This is a genomic window from Sphingomonas sediminicola, from assembly GCF_014489515.1.
Lineage (GTDB): Bacteria > Pseudomonadota > Alphaproteobacteria > Sphingomonadales > Sphingomonadaceae > Sphingomicrobium > Sphingomicrobium sediminicola.
Genome location: NZ_CP060782.1, coordinates 160,070 through 179,455 on the forward strand (window position 1 = coordinate 160,070; position 19,386 = coordinate 179,455).

The 19,386-nt window shown below is 63.6% G+C and carries 23 protein-coding genes and 3 pseudogenes; 23 read left to right on the forward strand and 3 right to left on the reverse strand.

Going from position 1 to position 19,386, the window contains the following annotated elements:
• From mmsB to H9L14_RS00915, 14 genes and pseudogenes are all read left to right on the forward strand, one after another.
• Nucleotides 1–903 carry a 3-hydroxyisobutyrate dehydrogenase gene (gene mmsB / locus H9L14_RS00850; RefSeq protein ID WP_187708847.1) on the forward strand — a complete coding sequence of 301 codons (903 nt, stop codon included), beginning with the start codon at nt 1–3 and terminating at the stop codon, nt 901–903.
• Nucleotides 904–911: 8 nt separating this feature from the next.
• Complete coding sequence (locus H9L14_RS00855; protein ID WP_187708848.1) at nt 912–1,460, forward strand: c-type cytochrome; 549 nt, start codon at nt 912–914, stop codon at nt 1,458–1,460.
• Nucleotides 1,461–1,474: 14 nt separating this feature from the next.
• A complete protein-coding gene (locus H9L14_RS00860) occupies nt 1,475–1,972 on the forward strand; it encodes a cytochrome b/b6 domain-containing protein (RefSeq protein WP_187708849.1) in 498 nt (165 codons plus the stop codon).
• A gap of 8 nt (nt 1,973–1,980) precedes the next feature.
• Nucleotides 1,981–2,121 (forward strand): hypothetical protein, encoded by a 141-nt coding sequence (locus H9L14_RS00865; protein ID WP_187708850.1) that lies wholly within the window; start codon nt 1,981–1,983, stop codon nt 2,119–2,121.
• A gap of 31 nt (nt 2,122–2,152) precedes the next feature.
• On the forward strand, nt 2,153–2,725 hold the full coding sequence (locus H9L14_RS00870) for a NifU family protein (protein WP_187708851.1): 573 nt from the start codon (nt 2,153–2,155) through the stop codon (nt 2,723–2,725).
• A gap of 72 nt (nt 2,726–2,797) precedes the next feature.
• Nucleotides 2,798–3,406: a tRNA (adenosine(37)-N6)-threonylcarbamoyltransferase complex dimerization subunit type 1 TsaB gene (tsaB, locus tag H9L14_RS00875; RefSeq protein WP_187709812.1), complete on the forward strand. Its 609-nt coding sequence runs from the start codon at nt 2,798–2,800 to the stop codon at nt 3,404–3,406.
• Nucleotides 3,403–3,888: a GNAT family N-acetyltransferase gene (locus H9L14_RS00880; RefSeq protein ID WP_187708852.1), complete on the forward strand. Its 486-nt coding sequence runs from the start codon at nt 3,403–3,405 to the stop codon at nt 3,886–3,888. The genes tsaB and H9L14_RS00880 overlap by 4 nt, the downstream gene beginning before the upstream one ends.
• A 120-nt stretch (nt 3,889–4,008) precedes the next feature.
• The gene (locus H9L14_RS00885; RefSeq protein WP_187708853.1) at nt 4,009–4,440 is read left to right on the forward strand and encodes a Ros/MucR family transcriptional regulator; all 432 of its coding nucleotides are present in this window, start codon (nt 4,009–4,011) and stop codon (nt 4,438–4,440) included.
• Between the two features lie 70 nt (nt 4,441–4,510).
• Nucleotides 4,511–4,933, forward strand: a complete 423-nt coding sequence (locus H9L14_RS00890; protein ID WP_187708854.1) for a Fur family transcriptional regulator — start codon at nt 4,511–4,513, stop codon at nt 4,931–4,933.
• Entirely contained in the window at nt 4,827–5,561 is a 735-nt protein-coding gene (locus tag H9L14_RS00895) for a lysophospholipid acyltransferase family protein (RefSeq protein ID WP_187708855.1), read from the forward strand. The genes H9L14_RS00890 and H9L14_RS00895 overlap by 107 nt, the downstream gene beginning before the upstream one ends.
• Nucleotides 5,562–5,688: 127 nt before the next feature.
• Nucleotides 5,689–7,002: a tRNA (N6-isopentenyl adenosine(37)-C2)-methylthiotransferase MiaB gene (gene miaB / locus H9L14_RS00900; protein WP_187708856.1), complete on the forward strand. Its 1,314-nt coding sequence runs from the start codon at nt 5,689–5,691 to the stop codon at nt 7,000–7,002.
• Nucleotides 7,002–8,002: pseudogene (locus H9L14_RS00905) on the forward strand (PhoH family protein). The gene miaB and the pseudogene H9L14_RS00905 overlap by 1 nt, the downstream one beginning before the upstream one ends.
• A 10-nt stretch (nt 8,003–8,012) precedes the next feature.
• The gene (gene ybeY, locus H9L14_RS00910; RefSeq protein ID WP_222949956.1) at nt 8,013–8,516 is read left to right on the forward strand and encodes an rRNA maturation RNase YbeY; all 504 of its coding nucleotides are present in this window, start codon (nt 8,013–8,015) and stop codon (nt 8,514–8,516) included.
• Complete coding sequence (locus H9L14_RS00915) at nt 8,516–9,397, forward strand: hemolysin family protein (RefSeq protein WP_187708858.1); 882 nt, start codon at nt 8,516–8,518, stop codon at nt 9,395–9,397. The genes ybeY and H9L14_RS00915 overlap by 1 nt, the downstream gene beginning before the upstream one ends.
• Here the strand turns inward: H9L14_RS00915 and H9L14_RS00920 are convergent.
• Nucleotides 9,394–9,816: a VOC family protein gene (locus tag H9L14_RS00920; protein WP_187708859.1), complete on the reverse strand. Its 423-nt coding sequence runs from the start codon at nt 9,814–9,816 to the stop codon at nt 9,394–9,396. The genes H9L14_RS00915 and H9L14_RS00920 overlap by 4 nt on opposite strands.
• 74 nt (nt 9,817–9,890) lie before the next feature.
• On the opposite strand from H9L14_RS00920, the gene H9L14_RS15340 reads away from it, so the two are divergent.
• The 3 genes from H9L14_RS15340 (at nt 9,891) to metK (ending at nt 12,708) form a co-directional block, all read left to right on the forward strand.
• Nucleotides 9,891–10,766, forward strand: coding sequence for an apolipoprotein N-acyltransferase (locus H9L14_RS15340; RefSeq protein WP_246444305.1), 876 nt, complete (start codon nt 9,891–9,893; stop codon nt 10,764–10,766).
• A 59-nt stretch (nt 10,767–10,825) separates the two neighbouring features.
• Complete coding sequence (locus tag H9L14_RS15345) at nt 10,826–11,416, forward strand: apolipoprotein N-acyltransferase (RefSeq protein WP_246444308.1); 591 nt, start codon at nt 10,826–10,828, stop codon at nt 11,414–11,416.
• Between the two features lie 62 nt (nt 11,417–11,478).
• Nucleotides 11,479–12,708 carry a methionine adenosyltransferase gene (gene metK, locus H9L14_RS00930; RefSeq protein WP_187708860.1) on the forward strand — a complete coding sequence of 410 codons (1,230 nt, stop codon included), beginning with the start codon at nt 11,479–11,481 and terminating at the stop codon, nt 12,706–12,708.
• Here the strand turns inward: metK and H9L14_RS00935 are convergent.
• Nucleotides 12,705–13,055 carry a hypothetical protein gene (locus H9L14_RS00935; RefSeq protein ID WP_187708861.1) on the reverse strand — a complete coding sequence of 117 codons (351 nt, stop codon included), beginning with the start codon at nt 13,053–13,055 and terminating at the stop codon, nt 12,705–12,707. The two genes, metK and H9L14_RS00935, sit on opposite strands and share 4 nt — an antisense overlap.
• A 57-nt stretch (nt 13,056–13,112) precedes the next feature.
• On the opposite strand from H9L14_RS00935, the gene trmB reads away from it, so the two are divergent.
• From trmB to H9L14_RS00950, 3 genes and pseudogenes are all read left to right on the forward strand, one after another.
• Nucleotides 13,113–13,820 carry a tRNA (guanosine(46)-N7)-methyltransferase TrmB gene (gene trmB / locus H9L14_RS00940; protein ID WP_187708862.1) on the forward strand — a complete coding sequence of 236 codons (708 nt, stop codon included), beginning with the start codon at nt 13,113–13,115 and terminating at the stop codon, nt 13,818–13,820.
• An 18-nt stretch (nt 13,821–13,838) separates the two neighbouring features.
• Nucleotides 13,839–14,869: pseudogene (locus H9L14_RS00945) on the forward strand (cysteine synthase A).
• Nucleotides 14,870–14,909: 40 nt separating this feature from the next.
• Nucleotides 14,910–15,614: a peroxiredoxin gene (locus tag H9L14_RS00950; protein ID WP_187708863.1), complete on the forward strand. Its 705-nt coding sequence runs from the start codon at nt 14,910–14,912 to the stop codon at nt 15,612–15,614.
• 4 nt (nt 15,615–15,618) lie between these two features.
• Here the strand turns inward: H9L14_RS00950 and H9L14_RS17245 are convergent.
• A pseudogene (locus H9L14_RS17245) lies at nt 15,619–16,736 on the reverse strand (PQQ-dependent sugar dehydrogenase).
• 372 nt (nt 16,737–17,108) lie between these two features.
• Between H9L14_RS17245 and H9L14_RS15365 the strand changes: the two are divergent.
• Genes H9L14_RS15365 through H9L14_RS00970 form a run of 3 tightly spaced genes read left to right on the forward strand, consistent with a single transcriptional unit; the run spans nt 17,109 to nt 19,343 of the window.
• Nucleotides 17,109–17,453 carry an RNA polymerase sigma factor gene (locus tag H9L14_RS15365; protein ID WP_246444315.1) on the forward strand — a complete coding sequence of 115 codons (345 nt, stop codon included), beginning with the start codon at nt 17,109–17,111 and terminating at the stop codon, nt 17,451–17,453.
• Nucleotides 17,454–17,463: 10 nt separating this feature from the next.
• Nucleotides 17,464–18,096 (forward strand): zf-HC2 domain-containing protein, encoded by a 633-nt coding sequence (locus H9L14_RS00965; protein WP_187708864.1) that lies wholly within the window; start codon nt 17,464–17,466, stop codon nt 18,094–18,096.
• Nucleotides 18,093–19,343, forward strand: a complete 1,251-nt coding sequence (locus H9L14_RS00970) for a S8 family peptidase (RefSeq protein ID WP_187708865.1) — start codon at nt 18,093–18,095, stop codon at nt 19,341–19,343. Before H9L14_RS00965 ends, H9L14_RS00970 begins: the two co-directional genes overlap by 4 nt.
• Nucleotides 19,344–19,386: the final 43 nt, after the last annotated feature.

Sequence of the window (19,386 nt, forward strand, 5' to 3'; positions counted from 1 at the left end):
ATGGCGAAGATCGCATTCATCGGGCTCGGCCACATGGGCGGCGGAATGGCGCCGAACCTTGCGAAGGCGGGACATGAGGTTCGCGCGTTCGACCTTAGCGAGGAAGCGCTCGCGCGGGCGGTCGAACAGGGCTGCAGTCGTGCCGGTTCGACCGAGGAAGCTGTCGCCGACGCGGATGTCGTCGTCACCATGCTACCCGCTGCGAAGCACGTGCTCGATGTCTACCGCAGCCAGGTTCTTGGGAAGGCGCCAACGAGCGCTCTCCTGATCGATTGCTCGACCATCGACGTCGCCTCTGCACGTTCGATCGAAGAAGAAGCTGCCGCGCAGGGCTATACGATGGTCGATGCACCGGTCTCGGGTGGCATTGCGGCCGCTGCATCTGGCAATCTCGCCTTCATGGTCGGCGGTTCGGACGAAGCCTTTGCGAAAGCGCAGCCGATCATCGAGCCGATGGCCAAGGCCGTGATCCACGCTGGCGGGCCGGGCGCAGGGCAGGCGGCGAAGATCTGCAACAACATGATCCTCGGCGCGACGATGATCGTCACCTGCGAGGCGTTCGTCATGGCGCAGAAGCTCGGGCTCGACCCGGCAGTCTTCTTCGACATCGCCTCCAAGGCTTCGGGGCAGAGCTGGTCAATGACCACCTACACGCCTGTCCCGGGCGTCGGTCCCGATACGCCGGCTGACCACGACTACGAAGGCGGCTTCGCGGCCGCCCTCATGCTCAAGGACCTCAAGCTCGCGATGGACGCCGCCCAGCACGCGGGTGCCTACACGCCGATCGGCTCGGAAGCTGAGGAACTGTATCAGCGCTTCGTGACTCTAGGCGGGGGGTCGAAAGACTTCTCCGGGATCATCAAGATGCTGGACGACAGCTGGAAGGCGCCAGAACAGAAATAGGAGATCGCATGCGCATTGCCGTGTTGACTGCCCTTGCAAGTGTTTCGCTCGTTGCGTGCGGGCAGAATGCGACTTCGACGAATAATGAGGTTGCCGAAAACAGTGCCAATTCGGTCGAGGCGACTGAAAGCGCCGCCACGCCTGCGCCTGCCCCCGCGACCAAGGAAGAGGCGATGAAAGTCATGCACGAGCGGCATGAGGGAATGGAGCAGATCGGCAAGTCCACCAAGACGATCAAACGAGCACTCGACTCCTCCTCGCCGGATATGGCCGAGATCCAAAAGGCCGCCGCCACGATAGCTGAGCTTGCGGCGAAGTCGCCCAACTGGTTCCCGCAAGGCACTGGTCCGGAACTCGGCAAGACCGGGGCGAAGCCGGAGATCTGGCAGAACTATCCAGACTTCGTCGCTAAGGATCGCGAATTCGGAAGGGCGGCCCAGACGTTCGACGCTGTGGCCCGAAGTGGCGACTTGAGCCAGATCAAGGCGGGCTTCGCTGACCTCGGCAAGACCTGCAAGGCATGTCACGACAAATATCGTTCGGACATGCACCACTAAAAGGCGGGGGATCGATGAAGCTGCCGATCTGGGATCTCCCGACCCGCCTTTTCCACTGGTTACTGGTCGGGCTGATCGCATTCAGCTGGTGGTCGGCGGAATATCATTACGACGACCTTCACATCTGGTCGGGAATGGCGGTCCTGAGCCTGCTGATCTTCCGCTTGCTCTGGGGCTTTTTCGGAAGCTCAACCGCGCGGTTCGCCAACTTCGTCCGCGGTCCGCGCGCCGTATTCGGCTACCTGCGCGGCCAATGGCGCGGGCTCGGCCACAACCCGTTGGGCGCGCTTAGCGTCATCGCTTTGCTTGGGCTCGTGTCGGGGCAGACCGTGCTGGGGCTGATTGCGAGCGACGAGGACGGGTTGATGCAGGGCCCGCTTGTGAACCTTGTCAGCGTGGGCACTTCCGACGCTGCGACCGAGCTGCACGAAGAGCTGTTCAATGTGCTGTTGGCCCTCATCGGGCTGCATGTCGCGGCGATCCTCTATTATCGACTTCGGGGAAGCGCCTGATCGGGCCAATGCTTACGGGACGAGGAGAGGTTGAGCCGGGCGTCGAACCGATGCGTCCGGGCAAATGGTGGGCCGCGCTGCTCTGTCTTGCGGCCGCGATCGGCATTACTCGGTGGATCATCGCCGGAGCACCGCCGTTCGGGGGTTGATCGGGCAGGGCCTGAAGACCACATGGCGCGCATGCTGATCCGCACCGAGCAAACTCCGAACCCAGCGTCGCGCAAGTTCCTTCCTGGCCAGACGGTCATGGAAGGCGGGACGCGGGATTTCCCCGACGTCGAAAGCGCGGAGGCCTCGCCGCTGGCGTCGGGCCTGTTCGCGAACGGAATGGTCGAGGGCGTATTCTTCGGCCGCGACTTCATTTCCGTGACCGCAGCACCAGGTATTTCGTGGGGCGACCTGGAGCCGGTCGTGCTCGAAACCTTGCTCGACCATTTCGTGAGCGGCGCTCCGCTGTTCGCCCAAGGCACTGCCGCCGGCATCCTCGTCGAGGAGGTTCCGACGGTTGAGGAAGATCCTGCGGACGCGGACATCATCGATCAGATCAAGGAGCTGATCGAGACGCGGGTCCGCCCGGCGGTAGCCCAGGATGGCGGCGATATCGTCTATCGCGGCTACAGGGACGGCCGGCTTTACCTGGGGATGCAGGGTGCCTGCTCCGGCTGCCCTTCGTCGACGATCACGCTGAAGCGCGGCATCGAGAACCTCATCCGCCACTACGTTCCCGAAGTGGAATCCGTCGAAGCGGTCTGACTTGGGGATTTATCCACTTGCCCCTTCGGGTTCATGTGAACACATTCCCGACAGGTGAGTTGGGAATCGGACGTGATCTTGGCCATCGATACATCGACTGCAGCATGCAGCGCCGCGCTGTTCGACAGCGACGGCCAGTGCATTGCACATCGAGACGAAGTGATTGGCCGCGGCCATAGCGAGCGGCTGGTGCCGATGCTCGACGAGCTGCTCGACGGCCGCCAGGCGGACGGGATCCTCGTTGGCGTCGGGCCGGGAAGCTTCACCGGAATTCGCGTCGGGATCGCCGCTGCGCAGGGCCTCGCCATCGCCTGGAATTGCGAGTTGAGCGGAATGTCGTCGCTGGCGCTTCTTGCCGCCGGTGACAGTGGAGACGGCGACGTCGCAGCGGCTGTCGATGGTGGGCATGGCGAATTGTTCGTCCAGCAGTTCGACGCAAGGCTCCGGCCGACGACCGATATGTTCAACCTGCCGCCCGACGAGGCCGCCGATTGCATCGGTGCGGAGCTGGTGATCGGTCCCGGCGCAGGGGCCTTGGTCGATGCGCGCGGAAGTGGTCGCGCCGTTGAGGCGCTGCCTTCGGCGCGCAATGCGCTCCGCCTGCCAGAAGAGCTCCGGTCGTTTCCGCCAAGACCGGTTTACGCGCGTGCTCCGGACGCCCGCGCGAGAAGCGCGGCATGAACGCCACAGCCGCCTCGAGCGCAGAACTCCAGCTGGCCGCCGGCGGTTCGTCCGATCTCGATTCCGTCATCGAGATCATGAATGCTGCCTTCGACGATCGCTTCGGCGAAGCGTGGACGAGGTCGCAATGCGCGGGAATCCTGCCGATGCCGGGTGTCAGCCTGATGATCGCGCGATTCGGTGACGGAAGGGTCGCGGGCTTCTCGCTCCAGAGGGGTATCAGCGACGAAGCTGAATTGCTCTTGCTCGCGGTCTCTCCGGAATTTCGCCGCAGGGGCATTGGGAAGATGCTTCTCGACCATTTCCTCAGCCAAGCCCGCGATAATGGTGCGAGCCGGGTTCATTTGGAAGTTCGTGAAGGAAATCCGGCAGTTATCATGTATCGGTCAGCCGGTTTTGCGTTGGTTGGGCGTCGCCGCAAATATTACAGGGGACGATTTGGCGGCGAGTTCGACGCGCTGACATTATCCCGTCAAATATAACTACGATTAACCTGAAGCATTAGCCCGCTGCTATTGCGGCGCTACGGGACATCCCTTAGTTTTGAACAAGTACGCGCCTGTTACGTTTTCGTGCGAACTCTTGCTCGGGGAATTCTTCAAATGAACGGAAATGAAGACGCGGAAGACACGCTGCTTACTCTGACTGCGGACATCGTCGCGGCGCATGTCAGCAACAACAGCGTCGCTGTGAACGATCTTCCTCAACTGATCCAGAATGTACATTCCGCACTTACCGGAATTTCGGGAAGCCGCGCTGCGCCGGAAGCAAGGCCGGAGCCGAAAGTCTCGATCCGCGCTTCGATAAAACCGGATTACATCGTTTGTCTTGAAGACGGTAAGAAGCAGAAGATGCTGAAACGGCATCTCATGACCAACCACGGAATGACTCCCGACGAATACAGGCAGAAGTGGGGACTTGCAGCCGACTACCCGATGGTTGCTCCGAATTACGCCGAACAGCGCCGGACGCTCGCCAAGTCGATTGGGCTCGGCACCAAGCGTCGCAAGCCGCGTGGCCGGAAAGCGGGTTGAATTACGAAGGGAGCGGGGCGACCGCTCCCTTTCCTTTGACGCTGCGGCATGCGCGCCTTAACTGAATAACATGACCCGGAAGATCGATATCGAGGCCCTCTGTGCCGACAAGGGCCTGCGGATCACCGAGCAGCGCCGCGTCATTGCTCAGATCCTGTCGGAAGCCGAAGACCATCCCGACGTCGAGACGCTGCACGAGCGCGCCGCGGCGGTCGATCCGAAAATCTCGATCGCGACCGTGTACCGGACGGTTCGGCTGTTCGAAGAAGCGGGCATCCTGGAGCGCCACGAATTCGGCGACGGACGTTCGCGCTACGAAGCCGCTTCGGATGCGCACCACGACCATTTGATCGACGTCGAGACCGGGAACGTCATTGAGTTCGTCGATGAAGAGCTCGAAGCGCTTCAGAGACGGATCGCGGAGAAGCTCGGCTTCCGCCTCGTCGACCATCGCATGGAGCTTTACGGCGTCGCACTCGACCGCAACCGCTAAGAGCGAGACCGAAAGCTCACAGCTCCGGGCCGCAATCCGCAGCCTTCTGCTTCTGCTGCTTTTTGCAGTCATCTGCCCGATCCATGTCGCGACCAAGCATCTCCTTGGCAAGTCGGCTTGGCCGAAGCGGTTCCTTGGGATCGCCGCGCGCATCGTGGGTGCCCGGCCAATTGTCATCGGCGATGCACTCGATCCGCACACTTTGCTGATCAGCAATCACGTCAGCTGGCTCGACATATTGATTCTTGGCGGAACGACCGGGACGGCGTTCGTCTCGAAGGACAATCTCGGGCATGGCGTGATCCACTGGCTCGCCGATCAGAACCACACGCTTTACGTGCGCCGCGAGGACCGCAAGGGCTCGAGGGACCAGGCCATGGCCATTGCCCGCGCCGCCGAGCGAGCCCAGCCGATCGCCCTGTTTCCGGAGGGGACAACCGGCCCGGGAGATCATCTGCTTCCGTTTCGCTCGTCGCTCCTGGAAGCGACGTCCTACGCATCGGCGAACGTGCAGATCAGGCCGGTGGTCCTGGATTACGGACCTGCTGCGACCGAGGTGGGCTGGCATGGCGAGAGTGGCAAGGAGAACGTGCTTCGTATCCTCGGAGGAAGGGCACCTTGCCGGTGATCGTCCATTTGCTTCCGCCGCTCGATCGGACTAGCGACCGCAAGGCGTTGGCGCAGAAGGCGCGCGACGCGATAGCCGAAACCCTCGCTTCAAGTCGCGGCTCGGCTCCCCTATACCCGGACCACAGATGAATTCCGTTCCAAAAACCTTTCGAGTCAAATCCTTCGGCTGCCAGATGAACGTCTACGACGGCGAGCGCATGGCCGAGCTGCTTGGCGCCGACGGCCTGACCGCGGCCGCCGATGGCGAGGACGCCGACCTGGTCGTGCTCAACACCTGTCACATCCGCGAAAAGGCCGCCGAGAAGGCCTATTCGGACGTCGGCCGCTTGCGGCGCGAAGATGGCTCGAAGCCGCTGATCGCGCTGGCCGGCTGCGTTGCCCAGGCCGAGGGTGCCGAGGCCAGGAAGCGCTCGCCGATGATCGACATGGTGGTCGGTCCGCAAGCCTATCACCGCCTTCCGGAGATGGTCGCCGACGCGGTTCGCGGGGCTCGTCCGGTAGACACGGAGATGCCGGCGATTTCGAAGTTCGACGCCTTCCCGAAGCGGCGGCGCGCGAATCCCAGCTCGTTCCTCACCGTGCAGGAAGGCTGCGACAAGTTCTGTACCTATTGCGTCGTGCCCTACACGCGTGGTGCGGAGATCTCTCGCCCGTGGACGGATATTGTCAACGAGGCGTGTGAACTGGTGGAGTCCGGCGCCCGCGAGATCGTGCTGCTCGGGCAGAACGTGAATGCCTGGACTGAAGGGGATCGCGGGCTGGCCGAGTTGATCCGGGAGCTGGACCGTATCGATGGGCTGGAGCGCATCCGCTACACGACCAGCCACCCGGCCGACATGACCGACTCTCTGATCGAGGCGCATGGTGAGGTAGAAAAGCTGATGCCCTACCTGCACCTCCCCGTGCAGTCGGGAAGCAATCGCATCCTCAAGGCGATGAACCGCAGCCACACGGCTGAAACATATCTCGCGATACTGGCAAAGGTGCGCGAGGCCCGGCCCGACATCGCCTTGTCCGGCGACTTCATCGTCGGCTTCCCGGGCGAAACGGAAGAAGATTTCACCGCCACGCTGAATCTCGTTGACGAGGTGGGCTACGCATCCGCTTATTCGTTCAAGTATAGCCCGCGGCCGGGCACGCCCGCCGCCACGATGGAGGACCAGATCGCGCCCGAGCTGATGGATGAGCGGCTTCAACGGCTGCATGATCGGATCAACACGCACCAGACCGCGTTCAACCGGGCGAGCATCGGAAAAGAGACAGAGGTCCTGATCGAACGTCGCGGCAGATATGCGGGCCAGATGATTGGCCGCTCTCCCTGGCTTCAGTCGGTCCACGTCGAGACGGACGCGGTGCCGGGTGACGTGGTTCGCGTCACGCTAGCGGCCGCCGGTCCGAACAGCATGACTGGTTCGCTCATCACGAAGGTGGCCGCCTGATGGCCCGCCGCGAACCGGCCGCCGTCGCCAACGACGCCGGCCGCGCCCGCCTCGAACTGGAGTTTGAGCAGCCCTACCTGCTCGGTCCGCTCTTCGGCGACTACGACCGCCACCTGATCACCATCGAGCAGCGCCTCGGCGTGCACATTTCGGCGCGCGGAAACCGGGTCCAGATCGAGGGCGATGCTGATGCCGCGGCGCGCGCTCGCGAAGTGCTCATGGGCCTCTATAACCGGCTCGACCAAGGCCATGATGTCGATGCTGAGGCGGTCGAAGCCGTGCTTGGCATGGCCGTCCAGCCGAACCTCGACGGCATCATCAACGAGGAAGTCGCCTCTCCACCCCGGGTGATGATCCGCACGCGCAAGAAGACGATCGTCCCGCGCTCCACGACCCAGACGACCTACATGGAAGCGCTGGCGCGCGACGAGATGATCTTCGCGCTTGGCCCGGCGGGTACCGGCAAGACCTATCTCGCCGTCGCCCAGGCTGTTTCGCAGCTCATCACCGGTTCGGTCGATCGGCTCATCCTGTCGCGTCCGGCCGTAGAGGCTGGCGAGCGGCTCGGTTTCCTTCCCGGCGACATGAAGGAGAAGGTCGATCCCTATCTCCGCCCGCTCTACGACGCCCTCTACGACATGCTCCCGACCGAGCAGGTCGAGCGCCGCATCGCGTCGGGCGAGATCGAGATTGCGCCGATCGCCTTCATGCGCGGCCGTACCCTGAACGATGCCTTCATCATCCTCGACGAGGCGCAGAACACCACGCCTCAGCAGATGAAGATGTTCCTGACCCGCTTTGGCATGCGCAGCCGGATGGTGATCTGCGGCGACCCGCACCAGACCGACCTTCCGAACGGTGTGACTTCCGGCCTCAATGACGGCGTCGGAAAGCTCGAAGGCATCAAGGGATCGAGGTCGTCCGCTTCTCCGCCGCCGACGTGGTGCGCCATCCGCTGGTCGGACGCATCGTCGAGGCTTATGAAGGCCCAAGGGCCTGATGCGCGGATGATGCTCGACATCGACATAGAAGCCGACGCGGAGTGGGACAGTAGCATCGACTGGACGCTGCTCGTCCGCCGTGCCGCCGAATCCGCCGTTGCCGAAAGCGCATTCCCGCAGCTTGCCGCCGGTGCCCGACCGGTCGAGCTCTCCGTCCGGCTGACCAGCGACGAGCAGGTTCGCGCGCTCAATGCCGAGTGGCGCGGCAAGGACAAGCCGACAAACGTGCTGTCGTTTCCGCTCGCGGAAGCCGACGATCTAGGAAGCTCCGAAGGCGAAGGCCCCGAACTGATGCTCGGCGACATCGTCCTCGCCCGCGGCGTCTGCGAGCGTGAGGCGGCTGAGAAGGCTATCCCGGTCGAAACCCACGCGGCGCACCTTCTCGTGCACGGGACGCTGCATCTGCTCGGCTATGATCATCACGACTATGACGAGGCAGCCGACATGGAAGGCCGCGAGGTACGGGCGCTTGCCCGCCTCGGCATCGCCGACCCTTATGAGGGCGGCCACTGATGGCGACTCGTCACGATGAAGGCGGCTCCCGATTATGGCGAGGCATGCGCTCGCTGATCTTCGGCGAGGGCAGCGAACAGACGCTTCGCGACGAGATCGAGGAAGCGATCGACGAAGCGGAGGAGGGCGGCGCCTCGCGCTCCATCGCAGGCGACCTCAGCCCGACCGAGCGCCAGATGCTCCGCAACCTGCTTCACTTCGGGGAGCGGACTGCGGGCGACATCTGCGTAACCCGCGGCGACATGATCGCCGTGCCCTCGACGATTGGTTTCGATGACCTGGTCCGCGCGTTCGCGGACGCGGAGCACAGCCGGCTGCCCGTCTATGGGGAGAGCCTCGACGAGGTGGTCGGCATGATTCACATCAAGGACGTCTTCAAGGTTTCCGTCGATCTTGAACGCGACCGCTCAGTGCGCGCTCTCATGCGCGAGCCGCTCTTCATCCCGGAATCGATGGGCGTGCTCGATCTGCTCGCCCGGATGCGAGCCCAGCGCATGCACCTCGCAATCGTCGTCGACGAGTTCGGCGGAACCGAAGGCCTGGTCACAATCGAGGACGTGGTCGAGGAGATCGTCGGGGACATCGAGGACGAGCACGACATCGAGCAAGCGGGCATGCTGACCATGCTCGACGACGGTGTTTGGGAAGCCGACGCCCGGATCGAGCTGGACGAACTTGCGAAGGCGGTCGATCCGCGTCTCACATGGGAAGAGGATGAGGTCGATACTTTGGGCGGACTGATGTTCCTGCTTGCGGGTCACATCATCCCGCCGGGCGAATCCGTCTGCCATCCAAGCGGCTGGCGCCTCGAATCCATTGCGGCGGACCCGAAGCGCATCGTCCGCGCGCGCCTTCATGCGCCCGAAGGCGAAGAGCGCTAGTTCTTCGCGAACAGCTTGGCCGGGTCGGCCATCGCCTTGAATTCGAGAGCATTGCCCGCAGGATCGAGCAGGAACATGGTCGCCTGCTCGCCGGGCTGGCCTTCGAAGCGAACCGTCGGTTCGATCACGAATTTCGTGCCCGCCGAGCGAAGCCGGTCGGCCAGCGCCTTCCAGTCGGCCATCGCCAGGACGAGCCCGAAGTGGGGCACGGGAACGTCCTCGCCGTCGACCGGATTGCTTGCACGGGCACGAACCGCATCGGGCGCAAGATGCGCGACGATCTGATGGCCGTGCAGGTCGAAGTCGACCCAATGATCGGCGCTCCGCCCTTCAGCGCAGCCGAGAAGGCCGCCATAGAATCGGCGCGCCGCCGCCAGATCGTCTACCGGGAATGCGAGATGAAAGGGTGGAAGCGTCATTGCTCTCTCGTGCGCGCCCGGCTCAATGCTGTCCAGACTTTCGGCGAACGAGAGTAGCGGCTAGCGAGCAGCGGATGCTTTTCCTCGTCGCGTTCGTTGCCGGTGCGGTTTCCGCATTCGCCTTTCAGCCGGTTGGTCTCTGGCCGCTGATGCCCATCGCGATTGCGCTGCTTTGCGAATTGCTTTCGCGCGACGCCAAGTTGAAGCGCGCTCTTCTCATCGGCTGGCTGTTCGGCCTCGGCCAATTCGTGATCGGCCTGAACTGGATCGCGACGGCCTTCACCTACCAGGCGGCCATGCCCGCATGGCTCGGCTGGATCGCCGTAGTGCTCCTGTCACTCTACCTCGCGGTCTATCCTATGCTCGCCGTCGGCATTGCCTGGACGTTTGGCCGCAGCCGGCCGATTGCGCTCGTGCTCTGCCTCGCCGGAGCTTGGGCGATCACCGAATGGCTGCGCGGTGGCATTTTCACTGGTTTCCCCTGGAATCCGGTCGCCGCCACCTTCGATGACACACATCTGCTCAATGCGACCGCGACGATCGGGACCTACGGTCTGTCCCTGCTGGTCGTCCTCGCGGGCGGCCTGGTCTGGCTGCTGGTTCGCCGGGAATGGCGCGTTGCCGGTGGTATCGCAGCGGTCCTGCTGGCACTGCATTTCCTGCCGAGGCCCGACGTTCCGGATCATCCGCAAAACATTCGACCGATCCGGGTCGTGCAGCCGAACATCGGTCAGCAGGACAAATGGCGGCCGGGCTTTTCCGAAATCGCCAACCAGCGTCTCGCGCAGCTTTCGCTGAAGCCCGGCGGCGCTCACCCGCGCCTGCTTTTCTGGCCTGAAGCGGCAGTCACCAATCCACTGCAGGATGCGCGCGGGGTCCCTATCAGGCCTACGCCGCCTTCGAGCAGGCGCGCGCTGCGTCGGTTGTCGGGCCGGGCGAATATCTGCTGACAGGCGGCATTGCGCTGTTTTCGAAGGATGGGATCAATGTCACCGGAGCGGCGAACAGCGTGTTCGTCTTCGGGCAGGGTGCCAGATTGGCGGCGCGCTACGACAAGGCACACCTCGTTCCCTACGGCGAGTATCTGCCGATGCGGCCTTTGCTCTCGTCGATCGGCCTCTCGCGGCTCGCTCCGGGCGACGTCGATTTCGCGTCGGGGCCCGGCCCGCGAACAGTTGCATTGCCGGGCTGGGGCAAGGTCGGCTTCCAGCTTTGCTACGAGATCATCTTCTCGGGCGAGGTCGTTGACCGCCGCAACCGGCCGGACTTCATCTTCAATCCGTCTAACGATGCCTGGTTCGGTTCCTGGGGACCACCCCAGCACCTTGCCCAGGCGCGTTTGCGGGCGGCCGAAGAGGGAATCCCGGTCATCCGCTCGACCCCGACCGGGATCAGCGCCTTGGTCGATGCTCACGGGCAGGTCGTAAAATCGCTTCCTTGGCGAGAGGCGGCCTTCTTCGACGCCGCTTTGCCGCTGCCTGCCGCAAACCCGACTTTCTTCGCCCGATACGGCAATGTCATACCCTTGCTTCTCGGGTTCGCGCTCGTCATCGCGGGCATTGCCCTCGGACGGGCGGGGCGCTATCGGCGGAACACATAAAGCATTCTTTATATGAGGTTCCGGCCCAGCCGGCCCAGACTCGCAAGGACTTCAACCAAACCATGCGCAACTCCTACCTCTTCACCTCCGAATCCGTTTCCGAGGGCCATCCCGACAAGGTCGCAGATCAGATCAGCGACGCTTTGGTGGACTATTTCATCGGCCATGACCCCGAATCGCGCGTCGCCTGCGAGACGCTGGTCACAACTCAGCGGATCGTGATTGGCGGCGAGATCCGTTGCCCACCAGTCTATGACGAGGAACGGTTCAAGGACACGCACGGCTGGGCGCCCGGCGCGCGTGATGAGATCGAACAGATCGTCCGCAACACCGTGAAGCGGATCGGCTATGAACAGGCGGGCTTCCACTGGCAGACCGCCAGCTTCGAGAATCACCTTCATGGCCAGTCGGCGCATATCGCCCAGGGCGTCGACGCGGCGGAGGACAAGGATGAGGGCGCGGGCGACCAGGGAATCATGTTCGGCTTCGCGGTCGACGAGACGCCGGAGCTGATGCCGGCGACCCTTTACTACAGCCATCATATTCTCGAGCGGATGGCCGCTGACCGCCATTCTGGCGCGGCTCCCTTTCTCGAGCCCGACGCGAAGAGCCAGGTTACCTTGCGCTTCGAGGATGGAAAGCCTGCGAAGGCGACGGCCATCGTCGTCTCGACCCAGCACAAACCTGGTTACGACAAAGGCGAAAAGCAGGCCGAGTTGCACGCCTACGTCAAGGCAGTCGTGGCCGATGTTATCCCGGCGGAGCTTCTCGGCAACGAGACCGTCTATCACATCAACCCGACCGGCAGTTTCGAGATCGGCGGGCCTGACGGGGACGCCGGCCTAACCGGACGCAAGATCATCGTCGACACCTATGGCGGTGCGGCTCCGCACGGCGGTGGCGCTTTCTCGGGCAAGGATCCGACCAAGGTCGACCGCTCGGCTGCCTATGCCGCGCGCTACCTCGCCAAGAACATCGTCGCGGCCGGCTTTGCCAAGCGCTGCACGATCCAGCTCGCCTACGCGATCGGCGTGTCCAAGCCGCTGTCGCTCTATGTCGACACGCACGGCACCGGCACGGTCGGTGACGAGCAGTTGGAGCAGGCAATCGGCAAGATCGAGAAGCTCGGCGGGCTGACGCCTCGCGGCATCCGTACGCACCTCGCGCTCAACAAGCCGATCTACCAGGCGACGGCAGCTTATGGCCACTTCGGCCGCAAGCCCGAAGGCGACTTCTTCCCGTGGGAGAAGACGGACCTGGTCGACGACCTCAAGGCGGCCGTCGCCGCCTAGGCTTCGCGGCAGCGCACCCAGCGGCGCTGCCCGCCTCGCCAGATCGATCCATCGTAGAAGCGCCCGTTCTTCTTCGCCAGCAGGCGCGCCTCGCGGCGCATCGCATTCGGGTCCACCAGATCGATGCGCAGTTCCGATGGATCGAGCCATGATTGGGCGATCACCACGCGCACGTCGCGGTCATTGTCGCGAAGGCGGGCAGAAACCATCGATTGGACGGCGGAATGGCCGATGACCAGCGAGACCTCAATTGGACGCGCTCCGGAAGTTCGGCAGGCGAGACCGCCGGTTGCCTGCGCAGGAGCGGCCGTCGCAACGAGCGAGAGGAAAAGGAGCGACTTGTTCATTCCGCGAATCTCCGCCGCCCTTGCTGAACCAAAGATTGCGCGTTTAGGCGGAACGGCATGACTGCGCACAAGGCGGGCGACCCGACGACCCTGAACCGTCTCTACGGGCGAGTGAGCGGGCATAAGCTGCGAAAGGGCCAGCAGGACCTTGTCGACCGGCTACTGCCGCAGATCGAGGTTCCGGCCGAGGGCGAGGTCACATCGGCCCGCCTGTTCGGCGAGGATCGTCCGCTTCACTTCGAGATCGGCTTCGGGTCGGGCGAACATCTCGTCTACCGCGCCGATCTGTTGCCCAATCACGCGTTCATTGGCTGCGAGCCGTTCCTCAACGGTGTCGCGACCGCGCTCGGCCACGTCCGCGACCAGCATCTGACCAATGTTCGCCTTTGGAAGGGCGATGCGCTCGAAGTCCTCCGGCGCGTGCCCGACAGAGCGCTGAGCTTCATCTATTTGCTGCACCCCGATCCCTGGCCGAAGGCGCGTCACGCCAAGCGACGGATGGTCAACGACGGGCCGGTCGACCTATTCGCGGCGAAGTTGAAGCCGGGCGGCGAGTTCCGGTTGGCGACCGACGACCCGACTTATCTCAACTGGGCGCTGATGGTGATGCAGCGGCATGGGCATCAGCAGCAGTTCGAATGGCTGGCGAGGACGCCCAAGGATTTCCTCGAACCGTCCGGCGGCTGGATCGAGACACGCTACGGCGCCAAGTCCCGGCGCGAGGGTCGGCGGCCCTATTATCTGCGCTACCGCCGCATCGGCTGAATCTGTACAGCGCGCCGCATGGACATTCGCGAAACCGTCCTCGCCGCGATCGGCAACACGCCGTTGATCAAGCTCCGCCGCGCTTCCGAAGAGACGGGCTGCACGATCCTCGGAAGGCGGAGTTCATGAATCCCGGCCACTCGGTGAAGGACCGGGCGGCACTGGGCATCGTCACCGACGCCATCGATAAAGGCCAGCTTCGTCCAGGCGGCATGATCGTCGAGGGAACCGCGGGCAATACGGGTATTGGCCTGACCGTCGTCGGCAATGCGCTCGGAATGAAGACGGTCATCGTCATTCCCGAGACGCAGAGCCAGGAAAAGAAGGACACGCTGCGATCGCTTGGGGCGACCTTGGTCGAAGTGCCGGCCGTGCCGTACCGAAACGACAATAATTACGTGAAGGTCGCCGCCCGCATGGCAGAGCGCCTTGCGAAGGCGCACGCGCAGGGAGCGATCTTCGCCAACCAGTTCGACAATGTCGCCAACCGCAACGTGCACGTCCGGACGACAGGGCCGGAGATCTGGGCCCAGACCGACGGCAAGGTCGACGGATTCGTCAGCGCGGTCGGCACCGGCGGAACGCTCGCCGGCACCGCGATCGCGCTTCGGGAGCGCAAGCCGCACGTTGCGATCGCTATCGCGGACATCCCCGGCGCAGCGCTCTACAGCTATTACACGACGGGCGAACTCAAGGCTGAGGGAAGCTCGATCACCGAAGGGATCGGGCAGGGCCGGGTGACCGCAAATCTCGAGGGCCTCAGCGTCGACGACGCTTTCCTCATTCAGGACCAGGAGAGCCTCGAGACCACCTTGCGCCTCATTCGGGACGAAGGGCTCAATGTCGGCCTTTCGACGGGCGTGAACGTCTCCGGAGCAGTCCGCCTCGCCCGCAAGCTCGGGCCCGGCAAGACCATCGTCACCGTTCTTTGCGACCCCGCGACCCGCTACCAGTCGCGGCTGTTCAACCCGGAATTCCTTCGTTCCAAGGGACTGACGCCGCCTGACTGGCTCGAGCATCCTGAGAGTCTCGAACCCGACTTGCTATGAGAGTATGGGACTTGCCGTCACGACTCATCGGGAGGCATCAATGACCCTATCCATTGGCAGCGTCGCGCCGGATTTCACGGCAGAAACGACGCAGGGCCCCATCCGATTCCATGACTGGATCGGCGACAGCTATGCCATCCTGTTCTCCCATCCGAAGGACTACACGCCGGTCTGCACGACCGAGCTGGGCTACATGGCCGGGCTGGCCGACGAGTTCGCCAAGCGCAACACCAAGGTCATCGGCCTTTCGGTCGACAAGGTCGGCGATCACGAAGGCTGGGCGCGCGACATCAAGGACGTCACCGGCAACGACGTGAACTTCCCGATGATCGGCGACCACGACCTCAAGGTCGCCAAGCTTTACAACATGCTTCCCGCCGACGCCGGCGAGACGTCGGAGGGCCGGACCGCGGCAACCAATGCGACCGTCCGCACGGTCTACATCGTCGGGCCCGACAAGCTCATCAAGGCGATGCTCATCTATCCGATGAGCTCCGGGCGTAACTTCGACGAGGTTCTTCGACTGCTCGATTCCATCCAGATCACGGCAAAGCATTCGGTCGCGACGCCGGTGAACTGGAAGCAGGGCGAGGACTGCATCATCGTGCCGTCGTTGTCCGACGAGGCGGCTCGCGAGAAATTCCCGGGCGGTTGGAAGACGCTGAAGCCGTACCTCCGCACCGTGCCGCAACCGAAGGATGAGCCGGCCGTCGAGCAGAAGCTCGAGGTTCCGGTCGCCCAGTAAGCAGTTACCGCCGGGTGGGCGTCAGCTTCAGCAGGCGTCCGCCCGGTCCATCTTCCAGAAGATAAACCTCACCGCCCGCTCCCTGGTCGACCGCGCGGATTCGCTCACCCATGTCCCATTGATCCGCCTTGCGCGCCCGGTCGCCGTCGATGTCGACCCGAATGAACGCCTGGCCCGAAAGCGCACCGATCAAGGCGTCGCCCTTCCACTGCGGGAACAGGTCACCAGTGTAGATCATCAAGGCGCCCGGTGAGACCGATGGGTTCCACCAGACCTTAGGCTCTTCGAAGCCCCGGCTCTTGTGATTGTTGGGTATATCAGCCCCGCCGTAGTGCGAGCCATAGGAAACGCGCGGCCAGCCGTAATTCCTGCCGGGGAGGATGAGGTTCACCTCGTCCCCGCCCTGCGGTCCCATCTCGGACGCCCACAGTCGCCCGTCGGGTGCAAACGAGAGGCCGAGCACGTTGCGATGGCCCATCGTGTAATGATGGCCGCCGATGCGCTGGCCTTCGTCGGTCATGTGGATGATCTTGCCCAGGTCGCTGTTCTGGTCCTGCGCCGGATCGAACTTCTGCCGTTCGCCGGACGAGATGAACATGGTCCCATCGGGGCGAAGGTGATGCGATGCGAGAAATGGCCGTTTCCGGCCACTTTCGGCGACTGGCGCCAGATGATTTTGAACTCTTCGATCCGCGGCTCGCCCTGACCGAGAATCAGTCGCCCGTAGCCGATTACGGCGCCGCTGGTCCCGTTCGGACCCGGTTCGACATAGCTCAGATAAATGCGCTGGTTTCCCGCAAAACCGGGATGCGCGACCACATCGCCGAGCCCACCCTGGCCCGCGACATGCACCGACGGAACCCCAGAGACCTGCTGCTTCCGCCCCGTGGCCGTGTCGAGAAGCCAGAGCCTGCCGCCCTTTTCGGTGACCAGGGCGAGATTGGTCGTGCGAACGCCGCTGCCCGGCAAAAAGTCCATGGCCCAGGGAGAATCGAAGCGCGTCACCTCCGAAACTGTGAACGGCCTGTCAGAGGAAGCCTGTTGCCCGGAAGACTGTCCCGGAGAGGTCCCGCATGCCGCAAGAGCAAGGAACGCCAAGGATTGCATTAAGCGGAAACGCATTCGGCGCTCTTTCACTGGATTGATCGCAATTGCGATTGAAAGCCGATAGTTCCATTCATCGCGATGAAAGTGAACCTTTCTCCCGCACGGAGGCACCCATGACAGCCGGGAGGGTGCGCAGGTGAGTGTAGACAGGGCGACCAGTCGCCCGCGGACCGTATCCCGACCAGGCGCGCCGGACGAACGGGAGCTGATCAGTCGCGTCAGCAACCGGGACTTGGCTGCGTTCGAGAAGCTGTACCGGATTTATCAGCCGCGGCTGACGCGATTCCTGAGCAATCTCGTCCAGCGCCCGCAGCTCGTGGAAGAGGTGCTCGACGATACGATGATGGTGGTTTGGGAAACGGCTCAAAGCTTCAGGGGACAAGTAGATTGTCCACCTGGATCTTCTCGATTGCCTATCGCAAGGCGATCAAGGCGAGGGCGCGCTGGCCCGACCCGGTCGAGGAAGAGCCGGACCTCGGCCAGGCGAGCCACGATCCCAATCCCCACCAGTCACTCCAGCACAGCCGGCTCCGCGAAGCCTTGGCCGCTGCAATGCGATCCTTGTCGGCGGATCATCGCGCAGTGGTCGATCTCACCTACTTTCATGGCTTGGGCTATCGCGAGATCGCCGAGGTCATGGACTGCCCGGTCGATACGGTGAAAACCCGGATGTTCCATGCCCGGCGCCGCCTGAGGCAGGCGATGCCAGGCTCAGTCTCGGACTGGGTTTAGGGAGGACGGCATGAACTCTGAACATCCCGTCAGCGATCCCCACGAGCAGGCGGAAGAGTTGCTGCCGTGGTACGCGACCGGCCAACTTGACGCAGTCGACCGGTCGATGGTCGAGGCCCATCTTTCGACATGCGCGCGATGCCAGAGACAGTTGACCGTCGAACGCAAGCTCATCGACGGATTCCAGACCGTTTCGCCCGAGGTCGACTCCGGTTGGGCCCGGCTTCGCGGGCGAATCGAAGCACCGGTCTCAAGGCCCCGTACATCAGTCGGGGATTTCGCGACTGACCTTTGGCGCCTCCTCACCCGACCTGCAGTGGCGGCGCTTGCGACAGCGCAACTGGCGCTTCTTGCGGTGGCCGCGGCAATCGTTCCGTACTTCACTACTCCCGCCTACGAAGCGCTCGGTTCATCTCAAGCGCCGCCATCAGCGAACGTCATCATCCTGTTCCGCCCTGAAGCGACTGTAGGCGATATGCGCGACACGCTGAAGGCAAGCGGCGCATCTCTAGTAGGCGGCCCGACCGCCGCGGATGCCTATCTGCTGCACGTGCCGGCCGGGAAGCGCCCCGCTGCGCTGGAGAAGCTCCAGGCCGACGATGATGTGATGATGGCGGAGCCGATCGACGAGGCCACGCGATGACGCTTCGTCTGGCCCTTCGCGGCCTGCTCGCGCTCTGCGCGGCACTCGTCTTCGTGTTCTTAGCCGTGCCGGCGATGGCTAGAGGCAGCGCGGCCGCCGGTCCCGAGCGCCAGATCCTGGTCATGGTCCGGCATGCTCCCGATCATTATCGTCCAAACGGCGTCTACGGCGGCGGATATGGCGATGAGCTCGCTCGCAGTGCGCGCCAGCGGCTCGCCCGGCGGATCGCGCGCAATTACGGTCTTACCCTCGTCGATGACTGGCCGATGCCGATGATGGGCCTCGACTGCTTCGTCATGGAGGTTCCTGAAGACCGGACGCCTGCTTCGGCCGTCGAGCAGGTCTCAAAGGATTCCGCGGTCTCCTGGGCGCAGCCCGTCGGGCTCTATCGGACCGAGGCAGAGCCGGCCACGCACAACGACCCGCTTTATCCGGTGCAGCCGGCAGCACGTGCGTGGCATCTCGCCGACCTGCACGAGCTTGCGACCGGCCGGGGCATGCGCGTGGCCGTCATCGACAGCGGGATCGACTCCGGTCACCCGGATCTCACCGGACAGTTGCTGGTCAACCGAAACTTCGTAGCGGGCAGGCAGTCGGTGGCAGAGATGCACGGCACTGGCGTCGCGGGCATTATCGCCGCCAAGGCCGACAATGGGCTTGGCATCGCGGGGGTAGCACCTCAGGCGCACATCCTTGGTCTTCGCGCGTGCTGGCAGTCCGGCCGATCATTCGAAAGTCCTACGGTCTGCGACAGCTTCAGCCTCGTGAAAGCGCTCTATTTCGCGATCGACCAGAAGGCCGACGTGATCAACCTCAGCCTCAGCGGACCCGAGGACCGGCTCATTCACGAGCTTATCGATGTCGGGCTTTCGCGCGGTCTCGCAATCGTTGCCGCCGTCGACAAGGACCGGCCGAACGGTGGATTTCCCGCGTCCGTGCGCGGGGTGATCGCTGTCTCAAACACGCTAATGGCGCGTTCGCAGGGCGCGGTTTACACTGCGCCCGGGCAGGACGTGCCAACGACCGAGCCGGGAGGACGATGGTTTCTCGTCAATGGAAGCTCGTACGCCGCAGCGCACGTCAGCGGTTTGGTCGCCCTGATGAGACAGCGGCATCCGTCTTCCGCATTGGCACTTATCTCGAATGGAGGCGCAATCGATGCCTGCGCCTCGGTCCTTCGTGCAGCGAGCGGCTGTGAGTGCAGCTGCGCGCCTTCCCGCGTCGCGACCGCGCAGCTCGATCGTTAGAGCCAGTCGGACCGGAACCTATCTTCTCGCCTCAGTAATTGGC

What these genes read in the sequence shown, in the direction of transcription:
- H9L14_RS00890 (WP_187708854.1), top strand. Translation starts at nt 4,511, where the DNA reads ATGACCCGGAAGATCGATATCGAGGCCCTCTGTGCCGACAAGGGCCTG.
- H9L14_RS00935 (WP_187708861.1), bottom strand. Translation starts at nt 13,055, where the DNA reads ATGAACAAGTCGCTCCTTTTCCTCTCGCTCGTTGCGACGGCCGCTCCT.
- ybeY (WP_222949956.1), top strand. Translation starts at nt 8,013, where the DNA reads ATGCTCGACATCGACATAGAAGCCGACGCGGAGTGGGACAGTAGCATC.
- H9L14_RS00860 (WP_187708849.1), top strand. Translation starts at nt 1,475, where the DNA reads ATGAAGCTGCCGATCTGGGATCTCCCGACCCGCCTTTTCCACTGGTTA.
- metK (WP_187708860.1), top strand. Translation starts at nt 11,479, where the DNA reads ATGCGCAACTCCTACCTCTTCACCTCCGAATCCGTTTCCGAGGGCCAT.
- H9L14_RS00920 (WP_187708859.1), bottom strand. Translation starts at nt 9,816, where the DNA reads ATGACGCTTCCACCCTTTCATCTCGCATTCCCGGTAGACGATCTGGCG.
- H9L14_RS00865 (WP_187708850.1), top strand. Translation starts at nt 1,981, where the DNA reads ATGCTTACGGGACGAGGAGAGGTTGAGCCGGGCGTCGAACCGATGCGT.
- H9L14_RS00885 (WP_187708853.1), top strand. Translation starts at nt 4,009, where the DNA reads ATGAACGGAAATGAAGACGCGGAAGACACGCTGCTTACTCTGACTGCG.
- H9L14_RS00965 (WP_187708864.1), top strand. Translation starts at nt 17,464, where the DNA reads ATGAACTCTGAACATCCCGTCAGCGATCCCCACGAGCAGGCGGAAGAG.
- H9L14_RS00870 (WP_187708851.1), top strand. Translation starts at nt 2,153, where the DNA reads ATGCTGATCCGCACCGAGCAAACTCCGAACCCAGCGTCGCGCAAGTTC.
- H9L14_RS15340 (WP_246444305.1), top strand. Translation starts at nt 9,891, where the DNA reads ATGCTTTTCCTCGTCGCGTTCGTTGCCGGTGCGGTTTCCGCATTCGCC.
- H9L14_RS00880 (WP_187708852.1), top strand. Translation starts at nt 3,403, where the DNA reads ATGAACGCCACAGCCGCCTCGAGCGCAGAACTCCAGCTGGCCGCCGGC.
- trmB (WP_187708862.1), top strand. Translation starts at nt 13,113, where the DNA reads ATGACTGCGCACAAGGCGGGCGACCCGACGACCCTGAACCGTCTCTAC.
- H9L14_RS00970 (WP_187708865.1), top strand. Translation starts at nt 18,093, where the DNA reads ATGACGCTTCGTCTGGCCCTTCGCGGCCTGCTCGCGCTCTGCGCGGCA.
- H9L14_RS00895 (WP_187708855.1), top strand. Translation starts at nt 4,827, where the DNA reads ATGAAGAGCTCGAAGCGCTTCAGAGACGGATCGCGGAGAAGCTCGGCT.
- H9L14_RS00950 (WP_187708863.1), top strand. Translation starts at nt 14,910, where the DNA reads ATGACCCTATCCATTGGCAGCGTCGCGCCGGATTTCACGGCAGAAACG.
- H9L14_RS00855 (WP_187708848.1), top strand. Translation starts at nt 912, where the DNA reads ATGCGCATTGCCGTGTTGACTGCCCTTGCAAGTGTTTCGCTCGTTGCG.
- miaB (WP_187708856.1), top strand. Translation starts at nt 5,689, where the DNA reads ATGAATTCCGTTCCAAAAACCTTTCGAGTCAAATCCTTCGGCTGCCAG.
- H9L14_RS00915 (WP_187708858.1), top strand. Translation starts at nt 8,516, where the DNA reads ATGGCGACTCGTCACGATGAAGGCGGCTCCCGATTATGGCGAGGCATG.
- mmsB (WP_187708847.1), top strand. Translation starts at nt 1, where the DNA reads ATGGCGAAGATCGCATTCATCGGGCTCGGCCACATGGGCGGCGGAATG.